This is a genomic window from Micromonospora sp. HB375 (genome assembly GCF_017872985.1).
In the GTDB taxonomy this organism is placed as follows: domain Bacteria; phylum Actinomycetota; class Actinomycetes; order Mycobacteriales; family Micromonosporaceae; genus Micromonospora; species Micromonospora chalcea.
Genome location: NZ_JAGGJO010000001.1, coordinates 373,667 through 390,884, shown reverse-complemented (window position 1 = coordinate 390,884; position 17,218 = coordinate 373,667). Strand labels below are relative to the sequence as shown.

The 17,218-nt window shown below is 71.5% G+C and carries 17 protein-coding genes and 1 pseudogene; 6 read left to right on the top strand and 12 right to left on the bottom strand.

The genetic code is table 11. The features are described 5' to 3' along the window. Nucleotides 1-38: 38 nt before the first annotated feature. From J3R08_RS01970 to J3R08_RS01960, 3 genes are read right to left on the bottom strand one after another with little or no spacing between them, the layout of a single operon-like run. Entirely contained in the window at nucleotides 39-2,408 is a 2,370-nt protein-coding gene (locus J3R08_RS01970; protein ID WP_187693856.1) for a glycoside hydrolase family 65 protein, read from the bottom strand. Beyond that, entirely contained in the window at nucleotides 2,405-3,157 is a 753-nt protein-coding gene (locus J3R08_RS01965; protein WP_043327111.1) for an HAD family phosphatase, read from the bottom strand. The genes J3R08_RS01970 and J3R08_RS01965 overlap by 4 nt, the downstream gene beginning before the upstream one ends. A 46-nt stretch (nucleotides 3,158-3,203) precedes the next feature. Further along, complete coding sequence (locus tag J3R08_RS01960; RefSeq protein WP_030503534.1) at nucleotides 3,204-3,671, bottom strand: DUF4442 domain-containing protein; 468 nt, start codon at nucleotides 3,669-3,671, stop codon at nucleotides 3,204-3,206. A 131-nt stretch (nucleotides 3,672-3,802) separates the two neighbouring features. Between J3R08_RS01960 and J3R08_RS01955 the strand changes: the two genes are divergently transcribed. Then, nucleotides 3,803-4,981 (top strand): Fic family protein, encoded by a 1,179-nt coding sequence (locus J3R08_RS01955; protein ID WP_064448791.1) that lies wholly within the window; start codon nucleotides 3,803-3,805, stop codon nucleotides 4,979-4,981. A 67-nt stretch (nucleotides 4,982-5,048) separates the two neighbouring features. Continuing rightward, a complete protein-coding gene (locus tag J3R08_RS01950; protein ID WP_209959767.1) occupies nucleotides 5,049-5,573 on the top strand; it encodes a hypothetical protein in 525 nt (174 codons plus the stop codon). A gap of 70 nt (nucleotides 5,574-5,643) precedes the next feature. Here J3R08_RS01950 and J3R08_RS01945 read toward each other — a convergent pair whose 3' ends face one another. After that, a complete protein-coding gene (locus tag J3R08_RS01945) occupies nucleotides 5,644-6,600 on the bottom strand; it encodes a sulfotransferase (protein ID WP_245254652.1) in 957 nt (318 codons plus the stop codon). On the opposite strand from J3R08_RS01945, the pseudogene J3R08_RS31770 reads away from it, so the two are divergent. Continuing rightward, nucleotides 6,599-7,303, top strand: a pseudogene (locus tag J3R08_RS31770) (hypothetical protein); the annotation flags it as partial. The gene J3R08_RS01945 and the pseudogene J3R08_RS31770 sit on opposite strands and share 2 nt — an antisense overlap. Continuing rightward, the gene (locus J3R08_RS31765; RefSeq protein WP_307849668.1) at nucleotides 7,286-7,711 is read left to right on the top strand and encodes a nuclear transport factor 2 family protein; all 426 of its coding nucleotides are present in this window, start codon (nucleotides 7,286-7,288) and stop codon (nucleotides 7,709-7,711) included. The pseudogene J3R08_RS31770 and the gene J3R08_RS31765, both read left to right, overlap by 18 nt. A 16-nt stretch (nucleotides 7,712-7,727) precedes the next feature. Here the strand turns inward: J3R08_RS31765 and J3R08_RS01935 are convergent, their stop codons facing one another. The 3 genes from J3R08_RS01935 to J3R08_RS01925 all read right to left on the bottom strand — a co-directional run bounded on the left by J3R08_RS01935 (nucleotide 7,728) and on the right by J3R08_RS01925 (nucleotide 9,052). After that, a complete protein-coding gene (locus J3R08_RS01935) occupies nucleotides 7,728-7,916 on the bottom strand; it encodes a DUF397 domain-containing protein (protein ID WP_209959762.1) in 189 nt (62 codons plus the stop codon). Between the two features lie 156 nt (nucleotides 7,917-8,072). Continuing rightward, entirely contained in the window at nucleotides 8,073-8,261 is a 189-nt protein-coding gene (locus J3R08_RS01930; RefSeq protein WP_209959760.1) for a DUF397 domain-containing protein, read from the bottom strand. After that, nucleotides 8,252-9,052: a helix-turn-helix transcriptional regulator gene (locus J3R08_RS01925; protein WP_209959758.1), complete on the bottom strand. Its 801-nt coding sequence runs from the start codon at nucleotides 9,050-9,052 to the stop codon at nucleotides 8,252-8,254. Before J3R08_RS01925 ends, J3R08_RS01930 begins: the two co-directional genes overlap by 10 nt. A gap of 157 nt (nucleotides 9,053-9,209) precedes the next feature. On the opposite strand from J3R08_RS01925, the gene J3R08_RS01920 reads away from it, so the two are divergent. Then, nucleotides 9,210-9,455 (top strand): hypothetical protein, encoded by a 246-nt coding sequence (locus J3R08_RS01920; RefSeq protein ID WP_043327123.1) that lies wholly within the window; start codon nucleotides 9,210-9,212, stop codon nucleotides 9,453-9,455. Next, nucleotides 9,452-9,799: a hypothetical protein gene (locus J3R08_RS01915; RefSeq protein WP_209959756.1), complete on the top strand. Its 348-nt coding sequence runs from the start codon at nucleotides 9,452-9,454 to the stop codon at nucleotides 9,797-9,799. Before J3R08_RS01920 ends, J3R08_RS01915 begins: the two co-directional genes overlap by 4 nt. Nucleotides 9,800-9,846: 47 nt before the next feature. Here the strand turns inward: J3R08_RS01915 and J3R08_RS01910 are convergent, their stop codons facing one another. From J3R08_RS01910 to J3R08_RS01890, 5 genes are all read right to left on the bottom strand, one after another. Next, entirely contained in the window at nucleotides 9,847-11,160 is a 1,314-nt protein-coding gene (locus J3R08_RS01910) for an ABC transporter ATP-binding protein (protein WP_043330711.1), read from the bottom strand. 158 nt (nucleotides 11,161-11,318) lie between these two features. Next, nucleotides 11,319-13,502, bottom strand: a complete 2,184-nt coding sequence (locus J3R08_RS01905; protein WP_209959754.1) for a bifunctional glycosyltransferase family 2 protein/CDP-glycerol:glycerophosphate glycerophosphotransferase — start codon at nucleotides 13,500-13,502, stop codon at nucleotides 11,319-11,321. Nucleotides 13,503-13,518: 16 nt separating this feature from the next. After that, nucleotides 13,519-15,588, bottom strand: a complete 2,070-nt coding sequence (locus J3R08_RS01900) for a DUF5941 domain-containing protein (protein WP_374102375.1) — start codon at nucleotides 15,586-15,588, stop codon at nucleotides 13,519-13,521. Further along, the gene (locus tag J3R08_RS01895) at nucleotides 15,585-16,328 is read right to left on the bottom strand and encodes an ABC transporter ATP-binding protein (protein WP_013283732.1); all 744 of its coding nucleotides are present in this window, start codon (nucleotides 16,326-16,328) and stop codon (nucleotides 15,585-15,587) included. The genes J3R08_RS01900 and J3R08_RS01895 overlap by 4 nt, the downstream gene beginning before the upstream one ends. Next, entirely contained in the window at nucleotides 16,329-17,156 is an 828-nt protein-coding gene (locus tag J3R08_RS01890) for an ABC transporter permease (protein ID WP_209959752.1), read from the bottom strand. Nucleotides 17,157-17,218 lie beyond the last annotated feature (62 nt).

Genomic DNA, 17,218 nt, shown 5'->3' with positions numbered 1-17,218 from the left:
CGCGTACCGAGCGGTCCCGCCTCTTCGGGGCGGGACCGCTACATGCGTTCCGGCAGGTGCATCAGCGGCGCGCGGCCCTGCGGCTGCTCCGGCTGCGGCTCGGTCGGGTGCTCGGGCGGGATCGGCACGGTGACCGGCTGCGCCGAGGTGACCCGCAGCGGCTCGCCGTGGTGCCTCAGCTCCACCACCGTGTCCGGGCCGCCGTTGCGCAGCGAGTACGTGGTCTGGTGCGGCCGCACGTCGACGCGCAGTCGCATCCCGCGCCACTGGAGCGAGAACTCCAGTCGGCTGAGGCGGCTGGAGAGCCGGGGCGCGAAGGAGAGCGTCCCGTCGTGGTCCCGCAGGCCGCCGAATCCGGCGACGAGCGCGATCCAGGCGCCGGCCAGGGACGCCATGTGCACGCCGTCACGGGTGTTCTCGTTCAGGTCGTGCAGGTCCATCAGCGCGGCCTCGCGCAGGTAGCGGTGGGCCAGTTCGAGGAAGCCGACCTCGGCCGCGAGCACCGCCTGGGTGCAGGCGCTCAACGACGAGTCGCGTACGGTGCGCCGCTCGTAGTAGACGAAGTTGCGCAGTTTCTCGGCGGCGCTGAACGCGTCGCCCCGCCAGTGCATGGCCAACACCAGGTCGGCCTGCTTGACGACCTGCTTCCGGTAGAGGTCGAAGTACGGGTAGTGCAGCAGCAGCGGGTACTTCTCCGGTGGCGTGTGCTCGAAGTCCCACTCCTGGAACCGGGTGAACCCCTCGACCTGCTCGTGCACCTCGGTCTCGGCGTCGTACGGGACGTGCATGTCGTTCGCGGCGTCCCGCCACGCGGCGGCTTCCTCCTCGGTGACGCCGAGGTCGAGGGCCTGGTCCCGGTAGCGCATCGCGCAGTCCGCGGCGGTACGCAGGTTCCGCTGCGCCATCAGGTTGGTGTAGACGTTGTCGTTCTTCACGGCTGTGTACTCGTCGGGGCCGGTCACGCCGTCGATGTGGAACTGCCCGGCCCGGTCGTGGTGGCCGAGGGATCGCCACAGCCGGGCGGTCTCGACAAGCAGTTCCAGTCCGATCTCGCGTTCCAGTGTCTCGTCGCCGGTGACCAGCACGTAGCGGCGCAGCGCGTCGGCGACGTCGGCGGCGATGTGGAACGCGGCGGTTCCGGCCGGCCAGTACGCCGACGACTCGGGTCCTTCGATGGTGCGCCACGGGAAGGCGGCGCCTTCGAGGTTCAGCGTGCGGGCCCGCTCCTGGGCCTGGGCGAGCGTGGCGTACCGCCACTGCAGCGCGTCGCGGACCGCGCCGGGCTGGGTGTACGTGAGCACCGGCAGCACGAACATCTCGGTGTCCCAGAACGCGTGGCCGTCGTACCCGGGGCCGGTGAGGCCCTTGGCGGAGATCGGCCGCCGTTCCCCGCGGGCGCCGGCCTGGAGCACGTGGAAGAGGCCGAAGCGGACGGCCTGCTGCACCTCCGGGTCGCCTTCGACGCGCACGTCGGCGGCGTCCCAGAACGCGTCGAGGTATTCCCGCTGCGCCCGGCGCAGCCCGTCCCAGCCGTCGAGCCGGGCCGCGGCGAGCGCCGCGCCGACCTGGTCGCGCAGCGCCGGCAGCGACCGGCGGCTGGACCAGCCGTACGTGAGGTACTTGATCACGTGCAGCTTCTCGCCGGGCTTGAGCACGCAGCCGATGGTGGTGCGGACCCAGTCCTCGTACCCTTCGCTCTCGATCGTGGTGCGTTCGGGGCCGTGCACGTCGTGGCCCATGGCGGCGGCGACCCGCAGGCCGCTGACCTTGGTCCGGTGGATGAGCAGGCCGCCGTCGTCGGTGGTGAGTTCCTCCTCGGCCTGCAGCGGTGACTCCAGTACGGCGGCCACCCGGGGGTCGCGGCTCTGCGGCGGCAGCGTCTCGTTGGCCACCAGCTCGGACTGGAGGATCAGCCGCAGCGGCCCGTCGACCGGCTCCACCTCGTAGTGGATGGCGGCGACCGAGCGCTGGGTGAACGACACCAGCCGGGTGGTGCGGACCTTGACCTCGCGCCCGGCCGGGGAACGCCAGTGCAGGTCGCGTTGGAGCGTCCCGGCGCGCATGTCGAGGACCCGCTCGTGGGCGAGCACCTCGCCGTAGCGGACGTCGAGCGGTTCGTCGTCCACGAGCAGCCGGATCAGTTTGCCGTTGGTGACGTTGACGATGGTCTGCCCGGACTCGGGGAAGCCGAAGCCGGCTTCCGCGTACGGCAGCGGGCGCAGTTCGTAGAAGGAGTTCAGGTACGTGCCGGGCAGGCCGTGCGGCTCACCCTCGTCGAGGTTGCCGCGCAGCCCGATGTGCCCGTTGGAGAGCGCGAACACCGACTCGGACTGGGCCAGCACGTCCATGTCGAGGCGTACCTCCCGGACATGCCAGGGCTCGACCGGATACGCCCGTTCCCGGATCACGCGGCCGGCTCCGCCGCGAGCAGTTCGGCGAGGTCGGTGACCACCACGTCGGCGCCGTGCGCCAGCAGTTCGTCGGCCTGGCCGACCCGGTCGACGCCGATCACGTACCCGAATCCGCCGGCCCGTCCGGCGGCCACGCCGGCGAGGGCGTCCTCGAAGACGGCGGCCTGCGCCGGTTCGACGCCGAGCAGCCGCGCGCCTTCCAGGAACGTGTCCGGGTCCGGTTTGCCGCGCAGCCCGTTCGCGCGGGCGACCACGCCGTCGACCCGCGCCTCCAGCCAGCGGTCCAGCCCGGCGGCGTGCACCACGGCGGCGCAGTTGGCGCTGGCCGAGACGACCGCCCGCCGCAGCCCGGCCGCAGTGGCGGCCTCCAGGTAGCGAACCGAACCTTCGTACGCCTCGACGCCGTGCTGCTCGATCCGCTGGAGCAGGACGACGTTCTTGCGGTTGCCGAGGCCGTTGACCGTGTCCGCCTCGGGTGGGTCGTCGGGTGAGCCCTCGGGCAGGGTGATGCCGCGCGAGGCCAGGAATGTGCGCACCCCGTCGGCGCGCGGTCTGCCGTCCACGTAACGGTTGTAGTCCGGTCCGGGGTCGAACGGTTGGAACGGCTCGCCGGTTTCGACGGACCGTCGCCGCAGGTAGGCGTCGAACGTCTCCGCCCAGGCGGCGTTGTGCACCTTGGCGGTCTGCGTCAGCACACCGTCCAGATCGAAGAGACACGCGCTCACGTGCGCGGGGAGGCCCAGCATCGTTTGAATCTATCCGGCGCTCGCCCCGGGCAAACTCGTTCAGGGCTCAGCGGTTCGGGCGCAGCGTCCAGATCACGGTGAGCGAGGAGGTGAGCGTGCCGTCCTCGGTGCGGACCTCCACCTCGACCGGGAACTCGGGCCGTCGCCCGGCGTCCAGCTCGGCCAGCACCTCGGCGGGGACACCGCCGAGCCGCGCCGTCGCCAGCACCGGCCCCACCGCCACCTTGAGGTAGCGGATGGTCGCGGTCACGGCCAGGGGTACGGCCCGGTCGAGCACCTGCCCGAACGCGGCCAGGACAACCGCGCCCGAGGCGCTCTCCCCCAGCGTGAACATGGCCCCGGCATGCGGGCCGCCCACGTGGTTGTGGTGCGCCGGGTCGTCGGGGAGCCGGACCACGGCCCGGACCCCGCCCTCGGCCTCGGGCGCCACCTCGACGAACTCGATCCCGAGCGTGCGGGCGAACGGCACGGCGTCGAGGAGACCGGCCGCGACCTGGCGAGAGTCGATGCTCATGCCCGAACGCTACTCGCCGGTAACTTCCCCGGCAAGACACCGGAACACGTTGGCCGAATGTCACTAAATAAGTGACATCCACATCGCCTGACGCTAGCCTTGTCTCTTATTAAGAGACATTGGGACATGAGATGATCTACGCCACCCCAGAACTCAACGATCGCGACGAGACCGTCCTGGCCGAGGTGCATGACATGCGCCGCATGCTCGCCGATGTCCTGCGCACTCCTCGCCGGTGGACCGGTGGCCTCCGGCGCACGATGTTGGCCCGCGCGATTCTCGGCTCCAACAGCATCGAGGGCTACGTGGTCGCCGAGGACGACGCCGCCGCCGCGCTGGACGGCGAGGAGCCGCTGAGCGCCGACGACCGGACCTTCGCCGAGATCCGGGGCTATCGGCAGGCTCTGGGATACGTGCTGCAAACCGCCGGGGATCCGCACTTCCGGTTCGACACGTCGGTGATCCGCAGCATGCACTACATGATGCTCTCGCACGATCTGGGCAAGAGCCCGGGGCAATATCGCAAGAGCCCGATCTACGTCCACGATGAGCGAACCGATGAGCGGGTGTACGAGGGCGCGGACGCCGACCACGTGCCTCACCTCATGGAGGAGCTAACCGAAGATCTACGGTCGGATGTCACCGCCTCTCCGCTCGTCAAAGCAGCCATGGCGCATCTGAACCTGGTGATGATCCATCCGTTCCGTGATGGCAACGGGCGAATGGCACGCGCCCTTCAGACGTTGGTGCTCTCCCGACGCGCGATCGTCGAGCCTGCTTTCTCCAGCATCGAGGAATGGCTGGGCAGCAACACCGAGGACTACTACCGGGTGTTGGCGGTTACCGGACGTGGCCGCTGGAACCCCGAAGGTTCGGCGCACCTCTGGGTGTCGTTCAACCTGCGCGCCCATCACATGCAGGCGCAGACCGTCGCTCGCCGCTTCGAGGAGGCGTCCGGCATCTGGTCGGAGTTGGACGCGATCGTTGCCGAGAACAGGCTCCCTGAGCGGGTGACCGATCTCCTCTACGAGGCAGTCCTGGGCTATCGCATCCGTCGCTCCGGGTACGTCAAACTTGCCGATGTCGAGGACAGGACCGCATCTCGGGATCTGGCCAGCCTTGTCGAGCAGGGCCTTCTGGAAGCACGAGGTGAGCGGCGGGGCAGGCATTACGTCGCCGGCCCCACGCTGGTGACGGTGCGGGAAAGAGTCCATGCTCAGCGCAAACCGATCAGCGACCCCTATCCGGCCATGCCGGTCGTTCTCGCAACCGAGGCTGCCAATACGACCGGGTCAGGTGAACGGTTGTAACCACGGCTTATTTCACGGCGCTGTCGCGGCGTTTCGGCGGCTGTCGACTCCGGGTAGCGAATGGCCCATGAACCGCGATCTCGCGCGCGGGCTGACGGTGGCGTGGGCGCTCCCGGAGTTCCGCGACGGGCTGCGTCACCTCGTCGACCTCGACGAGGTGACAGTGCTGCTGGCCGCACTGTCCCTTCCGGACCGCGACCGCGAGGTCGAGCGCAGCGCGCTGGGCCTGCTGCGGTCCGGGCTCGACAGCACCGAGGTCCGGGAGGCGGTGTTGCTGCTGCTGGAGCGGGACACCGTACGCCGGCCGCTCGTCGCCGCGTCGGTGGAGCCGCTCGCCGACCGTCCCGGCCTGGTCACCGCCGTCACGTCCGCGGCCGAGGACCCCCGGGTACGCCACGAGGTAAGGGCGATGCTGGACAGCCCCGGCGTCCGCGAGCTGATCTGGCGGGCGGCCGACGACCAGGTGAGCGACAACCGGTTCGGGCTGGTCCGCCGGGCGGCGGTGCTGTTCGTCCGGCACCCGAGCGCGCGGCGACTGGCGTGGGCGCTCCGCCGGCACGGCGTGCTCCGCGAACTGCGCCGCAAGGCGTGATCCGGAGCCGCATCACCTGATCGGGCCGGTCAGCTCCGCACAGCGGGGCCGGCCCTCGACAGCTCGGCCGTCACTCGTAGCCCATGGCGGGGATGATCTCGCCCAGTTCCCGCTCGACGTACGCGCGGGTGCCGGCGTCGAACTGGTCGTCACGGTGCGCGAGCCTGCCCGCCTGGAACGTCGACGCGGTGACGGCGTCCTCGACGCCGAGCCATGCGAACAGGGCGCGCCGCTGCCCGGCCCAGTCGGCCGCGAGGTCTTCCGCCTTCACCTCGACGTACCGCCGGGTCGTCAGGTCGGCGGCGTTCCTCCAGGCCAGCCATCGTTGATAGACCGGCACGAGGTAGGCGAGCGCCCCGTCGACTGTTGACGGCGCCCACGGCTGGGCCAGGTGGGAGGCGAGCACGGAGACCGGGTGCCGTGTGATGTGCACGATCGTCGCCTCGGGAAACAGCTCCCAGAGGAAGTCCATGGCGAAGAGGTTGAACGGCGTCTTCTCGCACCACGTCGGCTTGCCCGCGTCGGCCGCCGCGCCGCCGAACAGCGTCTCGACCAGACCGCGCAGGACGGCGATCAGCTCGGCCCGGTCGCGGAAGTACCTCGGCACGACCCGTCGTCGGCCCGTCGGCCCGAACGGCCCGGCGGGCCGGTCGCCGTCGCCGAAGCCCGCCGCGGGCGCGGGCTCCTCGAAGGCGTCCGCGATCAACAGCGGCCAGAGCTGGTGTACGGCGTCCCGGTAGCGCCGTTCGCCGACCAGCTCGGGCACGGTCTTGCCACGATCGTCACGCCGTCCGGGCACCCGTACGGTCAGGAAGTCGCTGAGCCGCTGCAGGGCGTCCTCGCCGACGATGGGGTCGTACCGTTCGGTGAGCGCGTCGGCCAGGTCCCGCAGGCCGCCGGGTTCGACGATGAACTTGGTTTCCATCGGGATCCGGTGGATCAGCGGGTGCTGGCCGATGACGTCGGCGATCCGCGAGGTGCCCGAACGACCTGTGCCCGCGACGAAGACCGGTGAGGGGGACGGCATGGGCGGCAGTGAAACTCCCGGCCGGGCGCAGGGGCAATCCATTTATCCCCGCCGCGAGCTGATCGGCCTCCTGGCCGACGCGGTCGGGTCCGTCACCGTGCCGTACCCGACCCGGGTCGCGGTCGACGGGCCGCCCGCTGCCGGCAAGACCACGCTCGCCGACGAGCTGGCCGCCGTCCTGCGCGCCCGGGGCCGGTACGTCATCCGCGCGACGGTCGACGACTTCCTCTTCCCCCGCGCCCGGCGTTACCGGCGCGGCGAGTTCTCGGCCGAGGGCTGCTACGTCGACACCCACGATCACGGGTCGCTGAACCGGGTGCTGCTCGATCCGCTCGGCCCGGGCGGAGATCGACGCTTCCGGCACACGGTCTACGACCACGCGACGGATACGGTGCTGTCTCCGCCGCCCACGACCGCTCCGGCGGACGCCGTGCTGGTCTTCGACGGCGTCTTCCTGCTGCGCCCGGAACTGGTCGACCGGTGGGAGCTGCGCGTCTTCGTGTCCACCGCGCTCGACAAGACGGTGGACCGTGCCGTGATCCGCGAGAGCCGCGTGTCAACGAGAGCCGACGTCGAGCGGCGCTGGCACGAGCGGTACCTTCCCGCCCAGCGGCTCTACTTCGCCACTGCCCGCCCGGCCGAGCACGCCGACGTCGTGGTGCACAACGACGACCCCGGGCGGCCGATGTGGGAGATCCGGGCGGGCGGGGATGGCAGGCTGGCAGCCATGGACAGGAATCGGGTGGCCGCCTGGATCGCGGCGTACGAGCAGGCGTGGCGCACACCGGGCACTGCGGCGCTCGGCACGATGTTCACGCCCGACGCGACCTACCAGCAGGGGCCGTACCGGGATCCGGTGGTCGGCCTGCCCGCCATCGTCCGCATGTGGGACAGCGAACGCGACGGACCCGACGAGGTCTTCCAGATGACCTCGGAGGTCGTCGCGGTCGACGGCGACACCGCTGTGGCCCGGGTGCAGGTCCGGTACGGCGACCCGGTCCACCAGGAGTGGCGCGACCTCTGGATCATGCGGTTCGCCGAGGACGGCCGCTGCCAGTCGTTCGAGGAGTGGCCGTTCGCGCCGGAACGGCGGACCACCGCCGCCGGGTGACGACGGCGGTCGCTGCCTAACCCCGCTTCGCGTACGCGACGAACGCCGCCCAGCTCGACGATGTGAACGTCAGCGCCGGCCCCTGCCGGTCCTTGCTGTCCCGCACCCCCACCACGCCGGGCAGATTGTCCGCCACCTCCACGCAGTTGCCGCCGTTGCCGCTGCTGCGGGTGCTCTTGCGCCAGATCGCGCCGGTCAACTCCATCGCTTCGCCGCCTCCGAGATCGCCGCCAGAGTCTCCCCGTGCGGCATCGCCTCCGCACGGCGCGACGTCCAGCTCTGCCACTCATTGATGAGCCGAGCACGAACGCTGATCGTCGGGCCAGCGTTCGCGACCCGGCTGCCGGTTGACCGCTACGGGTCAGGCGCGCTTGGCGTACGCGACGAACGCCGCCCAGCTCGACGACGTGAACGTCAGCGCCGGCCCCTGCCGGTCCTTGCTGTCCCGCACCCCCACCACGCCGGGCAGGTTGTCCGCCACCTCCACGCAGTTGCCGGAATTGCCGCTGCTGCGGGTGCTCTTGCGCCAGATCGCGCCGGTCAACTCCATCGCTTCGCCGCCTCCGAAATCGCCGCCAGAGTCGCCCCGTGCGGCATCGCCTCCGCGCGGACGGACTCCCAGGTCTGTCGCAGTAAGTTCACGTCCACCGTCCGCTCCACGATTGTGCCGTGCAACTGGTTATCGAGGTAGCCCACGTCGTCGCCGTCGGCGGGGGTGGCGAGCACGAACGCACCGTTGAGCCCGGGATAGGCGCCGACCGTCTCCGGGACCAGGTGTAGGTGCACACGCGGCCGGCGGCCCATCTCGACCAGATGCTCCAACTGCTCGCGCATCACCTTCGGCCCGCCGACCGCCCGGCTCAGCACCGAGTGGTCGAGCACCGCCACGAACTGCGGCGGCGCGGGCCGATCCAGCACCGGCTGGCGGGCCAGCCGCGCGGCTACCTGCTGCTCCATCGCTTCACCGACGAGTGGACTCGCGCCCTCGTGCAACGCACGGATGTACTCCTCGGTCTGCAACAACCCGGGAACAACCAGCGGCTCGAAGCTACGCAGTGAGGCAGCTTCCTGCTCGATGCTCACCCACTCGCGGAACCACGGCATCAGCGCCTCCTGCATCAGCGCGTCCCGGATCCGCACCAGCAGGCCGCCGCCGTTCAGCACCTCGTCGCAGCGCTCGGTGAACTCGGCGCGCGGCGCGCGGCGGCACTGCTCGACGGCCGCCACCAGCGACGCCGAATAGCTCACCCGCTCGCCCAGCGCCTCCTGGGTAAGCCCCGCATCGGTACGTAACCGACGTAGCTCACCGGCGAACAGTTCCCACAACGGCACACGGATCATCTGCACACCTCTGCACACGGCTGCACACGGAAATCGGCCGGTCGGACGGCCGGGAAGGTGGGGGTGGAACGCCTTCCGACCCTAGCGGCGCGGTGACGAGACTGTCACGCAGTGGAATCGAATTCGTCCGATTCCCGCTACCGAGAGGAGTTGCGCCGTGCGACTGCGCTGGTTCCGCTGCCGGGGTGCGTCGGCACCGACACTGCCCCAGCGGGTACGGGGCGACAATCTGCCGGACTGGATGCGGCAGCCCACCCGTCCACTCCCGACGATGGGTCCCGGCCGGGTCGGCAACCTCACCCCGGCCCAGCAGTGGCGGGCGAACGGCGGTCGCTGGCCGGTCCCGGAGCAGCGCGGCGGCGACGCCGGCAACCGGCGCGACGGCCACGAGGAGCCTCGGTGATCAGCCACCAGCTCGGGCAGCCGCCGGACGGACCCAAGCCGGATCGACCCCGGCCGTACCCGTTGCACGCCACCCCGCACACGCCGCTGCGTCCGATGTGGTGCTGCCGGGCCTGCGGCCAGCCGTGGCCGTGCCCGACGGCCCGTCTGCTGCTGCGCAGCGAGTACGAGGACAACCGGATCGGGCTGTCGATCTACCTGTGCGGGCTGCTGTACGAGGCGACGCGCGACCTCTACCGGCTGAACCCGAACGACGCGCCCGCCCCGGCCGACATGTTCGCCCGCTTCGTCGGCTGGGGCCCGTACCGCCGTCACCGGCCCGTCCCTCCGGGCGGCGGCTGTTAACAAGGGGCCCTTCCTCTACCGGAGGCGTTAACAGGGTGCCCTTCCTTTCACCGCCAGCCGACGTCGATGCGGTCGCCTCGCTCGTCGAAGAAGTGCAGCGCGTCCATCCGCACCTGCACGGCGAGCGGGTGCCCGGGCGACACCTGCGGGTACGGCGCGAGCCGTACCGCCAGTTCCGCCGGACGACGGTGGTGGCGGCCCGGGTCGGGCAGCACGCTGGTGCGGTTGCCGCCACCCCCGCCGGCCTCCGGCGCCGGGGCTGACGCCTCCGTCGCGCGGCCGGTGAGCCGCTGCATCACCTGGTTGAACCGGCGCAGGCCGCGCTGGCCCGGTGCGGCCTGCTCCACCTGGGTGCCCATCTCGTCGACCACGATCGCGGTGGCGCCGATGTCGAGGAACGCGAGCGACTCGTGGCCGTGGTGCTCCAGGTAGCGGATACGCCCGTGCAGCACGTCACCGGCGGTGTCCGGGGCGACCGGGGTGAGCGCCTCGGCCCGCATGCCGACCACGATCCGCTCGCCGTGGTAGTGCGCCACCGCCCGGCTGCGGATGTCGTCCCAGGGCAGGTAGAGCGACTGCTCGCCGAGGTTCAGCGCGACGTACCGGTCGAGGTGCACGTAGACCGACGCCTCCAGCAGGTTCATCCGGGGGCTGCCCAGGAACGCGGCGACGTAGAGCGTGGCCGGCCGCCCGTACACCTGGGTGGGGGTGCCCACGTCCTGGAGCACGCCCTTGCGCATGATCGCGACGCGGTCGGCCATGGTCAGCGCCTCGGCCTGGTCGTGGGTGACGTAGATGGTGGTGACGCCGAGTTCGCGGGTGAGGCCGGAGATCTCCGCCCGCAGTTCGGCGCGCAGCCCGCTGTCCAGGTTCGACAGCGGCTCGTCCATGAGGAACAGGCCGGGCCGGCGCACTATCGCCCGCCCCATGGCGACCCGCTGCCGCTGGCCGCCGGAGAGCTGGCTGGGCTTGCGCGCGAGTACGTCGCCGATGCCGAGCGCGCTCGCCACGTCCTGGATCCGCTCGCCGCGCGGGCCGGGCTCGATGCCGGAGAGCCGCAGCGGGAAGCCGATGTTGTCGCCCACAGTCATGTGCGGATAGAGCGCGAAGTCCTGGAAGACCATGGCGATCTTCCGGTCGCGTGGCGGCAGGTCGTTGGCCAGCTCACCGCCGAGCAGGATCGCGCCGGAGGACGGGTCCTCCAGCCCGGCGACCATGCGCAGCACCGTCGACTTCCCGCAGCCCGACGGGCCGAGCAGCACCATGAACTCGCCGTCGTTGACGTCCAGATTGATGGTGTCGACCGCGACTGTTCCATCCGGGAACACCTTGGTGACATCCTTGAGCGCGACGGTCGCCACCGCCACCTCCCCAGTTTTCTCTCCCCAAACCCGGGAATGACTGTGACCAGGATCATCTGATTCGCACATCGGGTAAACGTGCCATGTTCGGCTCGTGACAGTCCTATTAAGCGGTATTCGCCGGGCTCCGCAGTTAAGTGACCTGCCGGTAACCACTTTTACGGCGTTTCGCCGAGGAACACGCGGCGTACCACGCGCTCGGCGGCGTGCCCGTCGTCCAGCGCGCAGAACCGCGACCGGAACGCCGCCCGGGCGCGCTCGGCCGCCTCGTCGTCGACCGCGCCGGACCGGAACACGTCGAGCAGCCCGGGGAAGTCCAGCGCGACGGTGCCCGGCGGCTCGGCCAGCAGGTCGAAGTAGACGCCCCGGGCCACCCGGTAGGCGTCCCAGTCCGGCGCGTAGACCACTATCGGCCGGTCCAGCACCGCGTAGTCGAACATCGCCGAGGAATAGTCGGTGATCAGTACGTCCGCCGCCAGGTAGAGGTCCTCCACCCGGTCGTACGCGCTCACGTCCAGCACGCCGTCCGCCGCCGGTCCCCGGGGATGCCGCTCCCGGTCGTGGAAGTAGTGGCTGCGCATCAGCAGCCGGCCCCGGGGCCCGAGCACGTCGAGCATCCGGTCCGGGTCGAACGGTGGCCGCCACCCGGGCAGGTGCTCGCGGTGCGTCGGCGCGTAGAGCACCACGTACTCGTCGGGTGCGATGCCCAGCGCGGCGCGGACCTGGCCTCGGTCCTCGGCGGTGGCCAGCGCCAGCCGGTCGTTGCGCGGGTAGCCGACCTCGAGCGTGGTGTAGTCCGCCGGGTACGCCCGCTCCCACATCTGCGTGGAGAAGCTGTTCGAGGTGATGCTGTAGTCCCAGCGGTCGACCCGGCGCAGCAGCCCGGCGAAGTCCATCCCCATCGCGCCCACCGGGTAGCGCTGCTGGTCCAGCCCCATCACCTTGACCGGCGTGCCGTGGTGGGTCTGCACGTGCACGGAGCCCGGCCGCTTGCGGACGAAGTCCGGGAAGTTGACGTTGTTGACCAGCCAGCGGGCGCGCGCCAGCACGCGGTGGTACTCGCGGGTGCCGGCCACCACGTACTCGACACCGGGCGGCAGCGCGGCCACCCGGTCGCGGCGGACGATCCACACGCCGCGCACCTGCGGCGCGAGCCGGCGGGCCGCCTCGTAGATCGCCGCCGGGTTGCACGAGTAGCCCCGATACCAGTAGGCCGCGTACACGGCGAGCGTCGGGTCGACCGGCCGGTGCAGCTCGGCCCGGTAGTACTCGCCCAGCGCCAGGTCACGGGCCCGCCGGGCGGTACGCCGCACCACCGGCGTGACCCGTCGCCGGGCCCGCCGCGCGGTCCGCCGGGCCGTCTCCGTCGCCTGGTGCGCCTCCCGCAACGCGCTGAACGTCCGCCATCGGCCGACCGCCACCAGCCGGTGCTTGAGCCCTTCCGGGCCGGGCGGGACCGGGTAGCCCTCGGGCGGCAGGAACCGCACGTAGTCGGCGTGCATCTGGGCGAAGAACGGCGCGCGCAGCTCGGGCGCGATCCGGTCGCCGTTGCCGAGCACCGTCAGGTAGTGCCAGATCATCCGCTCGAAGACCGCCGGCCGCAGCCCCGTCACCCGCCAGCGGTCCATCAGCCCGAACACCCGGTGCCACTGGGCGAAGACCTCGAAGTGCCGGTCCCCCCGGGTCTTCGTGATCGCGCCGGTGCGGCGCTGCCGGTAGTTCAGGCAGATCCGGTCGAGTACGCCGATCCGACCGGCGGCCATCAGCGCCGGATAGCTGAACGATACGTCCTCGTACCAGCCCGGCTCGAAGCGCAGCCCGTGCTCGATCAGGAACTCCCGCCGTACCACCCGGTTCCACGCGGTGTGCAGCAGCTTCAGCGTCTCCGGCCGGTCCCGCAGCGTGAACGTCGTCGCGCCGGGCGGCACCGGGAACACCTCGCGCATCGCGCTGCGGGTGCCGATGTTGTTCCAGTGCGCCCGGACGTGGTCCACGATCAGCACGTCCGGCGCGGTGTCGCGGAGCCGGTCCGCGACGTGCGGCAGGCAGCCGGGCACCAGCCAGTCGTCCCCGTCGACGAACCACACGTACTCGCCGACGGCCCGGTCCAGCCCGATGTTGCGGGCCGGACCGAGCCCCACGTTCTCGGCGAGGCGCACCGGGCGGACCCGGGGGTCGCGCAGCGCGTACTCGGCCAGGATCTCGCCGCTGTCGTCGGGGGAGGCGTCGTCGACGCCGATCACCTCGATGTCGGCGAACGGCTGGTCGAGGATCGAGTCGAGACATTCCCGCAGGTAGCCCTGCACCTTGAAGGCCGGCACGACGAAGCTGATCAAGGTCACCCCGGCCCGCCCTCCGTCAGCCCGGCGAGCGCACACCCCCACGGGCGCGGGCCGGCAGGACCACCCAGGCGAGGACCACGCTCGCGACAAAAACCACGAGAAGGTACGCACCGAGTGTAGCCAGAGCGATACTCGCATATCCGGCGATCAGCCCGATTGCCAGCAGCAGGGAACGCCCCGGCCAGCCCAGCGTGGCGGCGTGCAGCGGCGGAGCCGACTGCCGCTTCTCCAGCCGGGCGGTCAGGTCGTAGTGGTGCAGCGTCAGCACCAGCACGTACCCGAAGATCAACCAGGCCGGTGCCCGGCCCGCCACCCCGACCGCGATGGCGAACAGATACTCGGCGGCCCGCAACGCAGCCGGCACCAGCCAGTCCAGCGACCCCTCGTGCGGCGCCCGCGAAGCCTGCGCGGCGCCCAGCAGCAGCACCAGCGCGAGCACCGGCACGAAGACCGGCAGGTCGCCGCCACCGTGCACCGCGAGCAGCGCCCACACCAGCGTCCCCGCCGCGCCGAGCGCGCCCAGCACCGCCAGCAGCAGCGGCCGCCGCGTGGTCGGCAGCGTCCGCGCCAGCACGCCGTCGTCACGGTGCAGACCCGCGTCCACAGTGGCCATCACCGGCACCCGCATCCACCGCGCCCGCAAGGTCCGCAACCCCCCGGTGTACGCGAACGCCAGCGTCCCCCAGACCAGCACCGCGACCAGCGCCACCAGCGGCCCGAACAGCGCGGCGGCGATCGCGATCAGCGCCCACCGCTCCCCGATCGGGAACACCACAGTGCGCTTCAGCCAGTACGACACCGACCCGGTGTCCGCCTGCACCCGCGTCGACGCGGCGTTCAGCTTCCCGCCGATGCCGCCCGCGTCGGCGGTCACCACCTTCGGCCGCCGGGCCGCCTCGTCGTGCAACGCCCCGTACCAGGTGTCGGTCATGTGCCGCACCGTCTGCAACGTCATCGCGGCCAGCGCCAGCGCCCAGCCGTACCGGAACCCGGCATGCGTGGCCCCGAAGCCGAGCCCGGCGTAGACCACGTACTCCTTGAAGCGGTCGGCCATCGTGTCCAGCCAGCCGCCCCAGGCGCTGAAGTGCCGGGTGTAGCGGGCCAGTTGCCCGTCCACGCAGTCGAGCACGAACCCCAGGTAGAGCAGGACCGCCCCGGCCACCAGCGCGGGCCGTCCACCGACGCCGAACAGCACCGCCGCGGCCACCGCGAACACCACCGAGACCATGGTGACCCCGGTCGGGCCGATCCCGATGCGCGCCGCCGCCTTCGTGACGTACGGCGACCAGGTGCTGACGAAGAACGTGGTGAAGAAGTCGTCCCGCTCCTTCACCGACAGCTTCAACTCGGCCCGGTCCTCGTCGACAGCGGCCACCGCCGCCTCGGCCGCATCCCGCTGCGCCTCGTCGCCGACCCGGTGCGCCACGAGCAGACGTACCCGCTGGGCGAAGATCAGCGTGCCGCGGGCGGCGAGGTCGGCCACGAGCCGGTCCACCGCGTCCCGCGGCCCGCCGTCCGCTGCGCCGACGCCCGGCGCGGACGCCGGGTCGGTCAGGCGCGCGCCCGGCGCGGAAGCCGCGTCGCTCAGGCGCGCGTCGGGCACGGACGCCGGGTCGTTGAGTCGCGCGTCCGGCGCATCCGGCGCGGCGCCTGCGGCGCGGCGGGCGGCGTCGGCGAGCGCCGGCAGGTCGGCCGCGCCCACCCGCAGCGCGCCGCCGAACACGCCGGTCGCGTCGGCGGCGTCGACCTCGACCACCTGGCCGCGCTCCTCGCGCACTGTGGCCTGCCCGGGAGCGGGCGGATCGGTGAGCACCAGCGCCACCGTCGGCCCCACCGGGCTGGTCGCGAGATGCTTGAGTACGGCCGTGTGCGCCACCAGGTCCGCACCGCTCACCAGCACCGGGCCGGTCGCGGCGGCCACCAGGTCGGCCAGCTCGGTCAGGTCGGCGGCGATGCGCACGTCGTCCGCCCCGGCCCGGCGCCACTGCGCGGCCAGGCGTTCGGTGAGCGGTTCCCCGGCGGGCCGGCCGGGCTCGGTGAGGTGGCCCGCCGCCGGGTCGGCGGCGAGCACGATCGCGAGCGTCACCGCTTCGCCGCGTCGGCGTAGGCCGCCAGCGCCTCGTCGATCGTCCCGTCGACGATGAGCCGTCCGGCGTCGAGGTAGAGCCCCCGACGGCAGAACCGGGTGAGGTCCTTGTCGTTGTGTGACACCAGCACCAGCGTGCGCCCTTCCGCGAGAAGTCGCTCGATGGTCGCATAGCACTTCGCGCGGAACTCCGCGTCCCCGACCGCTGTCACCTCGTCCACAAGCAGCACCGGGTGCGGCAGGTGCGCGATCACCGCGAAGCCCAGCCGCACCTTCATCCCCGACGAGTAGTGCCGCACCGACGTGTCGATGGCGCGTTCCACCTGCTCACCGGCGAACGAGACGATCTCGTCGAAGTGTTCCCGCAGGTACGCCGACGACAGTCCGTGCAGCCCGCCCACCAGGTACAGGTTCTCCCGGCCGGTCAGGTCGCCGGAGAACCCGGCGGACAGTTCGAGCAGTGGCGCCACCCGGCCGTGCACCCGGATCGAGCCCTCGTCCGGGATGAGCACACCGGCGATCAGCCGCAGCAGCGTGCTCTTGCCGGTGCCGTTGCGGCCCACCACACCCACCGTCTCGCCCGGCTCGACCCGGAACGACAGGTCACGCAGCGGCCAGAACCGGCCCGCGTCCGGGTCGCGGGCGCCCCGGTGCACGATCAGCTCCCGCAGCCGCAGCTGACGGCGCCGGTTGCGGACGAACCGGATGCCGAGCCCGTCCGCCTCGATGATCGGGGCCATTCAGAGTTCCTTCAGCACTGCCGGTTCGAGGCGGTGGAACGCCCACCAGCCGAGCGCCAGCACCAGCACGCTGCCGGACACAGTGATCGCGAGCAGCCGGGCGTCCGGGAACTCGTCCGGGTACCAGACCGCGTGGTGCAGTTGGAAGATCCCGACCAGCGGGTTCAGCTCGTACCCGATCTTGAGCCAGCCCGGCATGCCCGACTCCTGGACCAGGTCGAGCGGGTAGATGATCGGCGTCGCGTAGAACAGCAGCCGGATGATCAGCCGCATGGTGCGCTCGATGTCGCGCATCAGCACGTTGCCCGCCGACAGCAGCAGCGCCAGGCCCACCAGCAGCACGAACTGCACCGCCACCGCCAGCGGCAGGGCGAGCAGGCTCCAGCCGGGGCGGATCTTCCCCTGGCTCGCGTAGATCGCCGCGACGGCGACCAGGATCGGCAGCCCGGCCAGGTACTCGGCGAAGCGGCCGGTGACCCGCCCGATCGGGAAGATCGGCCGGGGCAGGTTCATTGTGGTGATCAGCCGGGCCTGCCCGGTGAGCGCGTTCGCGGCCTCGGTCAGCGCCGAACTCGCCCACATCCAGGCGAAGATGCCGGTGATCAGGAACAGCGGGTACGACCCGGCCGCCTCGCCCAGGTGCCGCCGGGTCGCGCCGGAGTAGAGCACGCCGAAGACGAACCAGTAGATCAGGCCCATGCCGAGCGGTTCGATCAGCGACCAGAAGTAGCCCAGCACCGACTGCTGGTACTTCACCGCGAGGTCCCGGCGGACCAGGATGCGCAGCGAGGTGCGGGCGGACCAGAGCGCCGCGACGCCTGACGTCACCGCATGATGGTCGCTTTGTCAGTCGCGCTCCCGGGCCGGGTGCGGGCCGGGGTCACCCCAAC

Bases quoted from the DNA above. Each gene is read 5' to 3' on its own strand.
- J3R08_RS01925 (WP_209959758.1), bottom strand. From the start codon at position 9,052: ATGATCCGTGTGCCGTTGTGGGAACTGTTCGCCGGTGAGCTACGTCGG.
- J3R08_RS01950 (WP_209959767.1), top strand. From the start codon at position 5,049: ATGAACCGCGATCTCGCGCGCGGGCTGACGGTGGCGTGGGCGCTCCCG.
- J3R08_RS31765 (WP_307849668.1), top strand. From the start codon at position 7,286: ATGTGGGAGATCCGGGCGGGCGGGGATGGCAGGCTGGCAGCCATGGAC.
- J3R08_RS01960 (WP_030503534.1), bottom strand. From the start codon at position 3,671: ATGAGCATCGACTCTCGCCAGGTCGCGGCCGGTCTCCTCGACGCCGTG.
- J3R08_RS01935 (WP_209959762.1), bottom strand. From the start codon at position 7,916: ATGGAGTTGACCGGCGCGATCTGGCGCAAGAGCACCCGCAGCAGCGGC.
- J3R08_RS01965 (WP_043327111.1), bottom strand. From the start codon at position 3,157: ATGCTGGGCCTCCCCGCGCACGTGAGCGCGTGTCTCTTCGATCTGGAC.
- J3R08_RS01930 (WP_209959760.1), bottom strand. From the start codon at position 8,261: ATGGAGTTGACCGGCGCGATCTGGCGCAAGAGCACCCGCAGCAGCGGC.
- J3R08_RS01945 (WP_245254652.1), bottom strand. From the start codon at position 6,600: ATGCCGTCCCCCTCACCGGTCTTCGTCGCGGGCACAGGTCGTTCGGGC.
- J3R08_RS01895 (WP_013283732.1), bottom strand. From the start codon at position 16,328: ATGGCCCCGATCATCGAGGCGGACGGGCTCGGCATCCGGTTCGTCCGC.
- J3R08_RS01955 (WP_064448791.1), top strand. From the start codon at position 3,803: ATGATCTACGCCACCCCAGAACTCAACGATCGCGACGAGACCGTCCTG.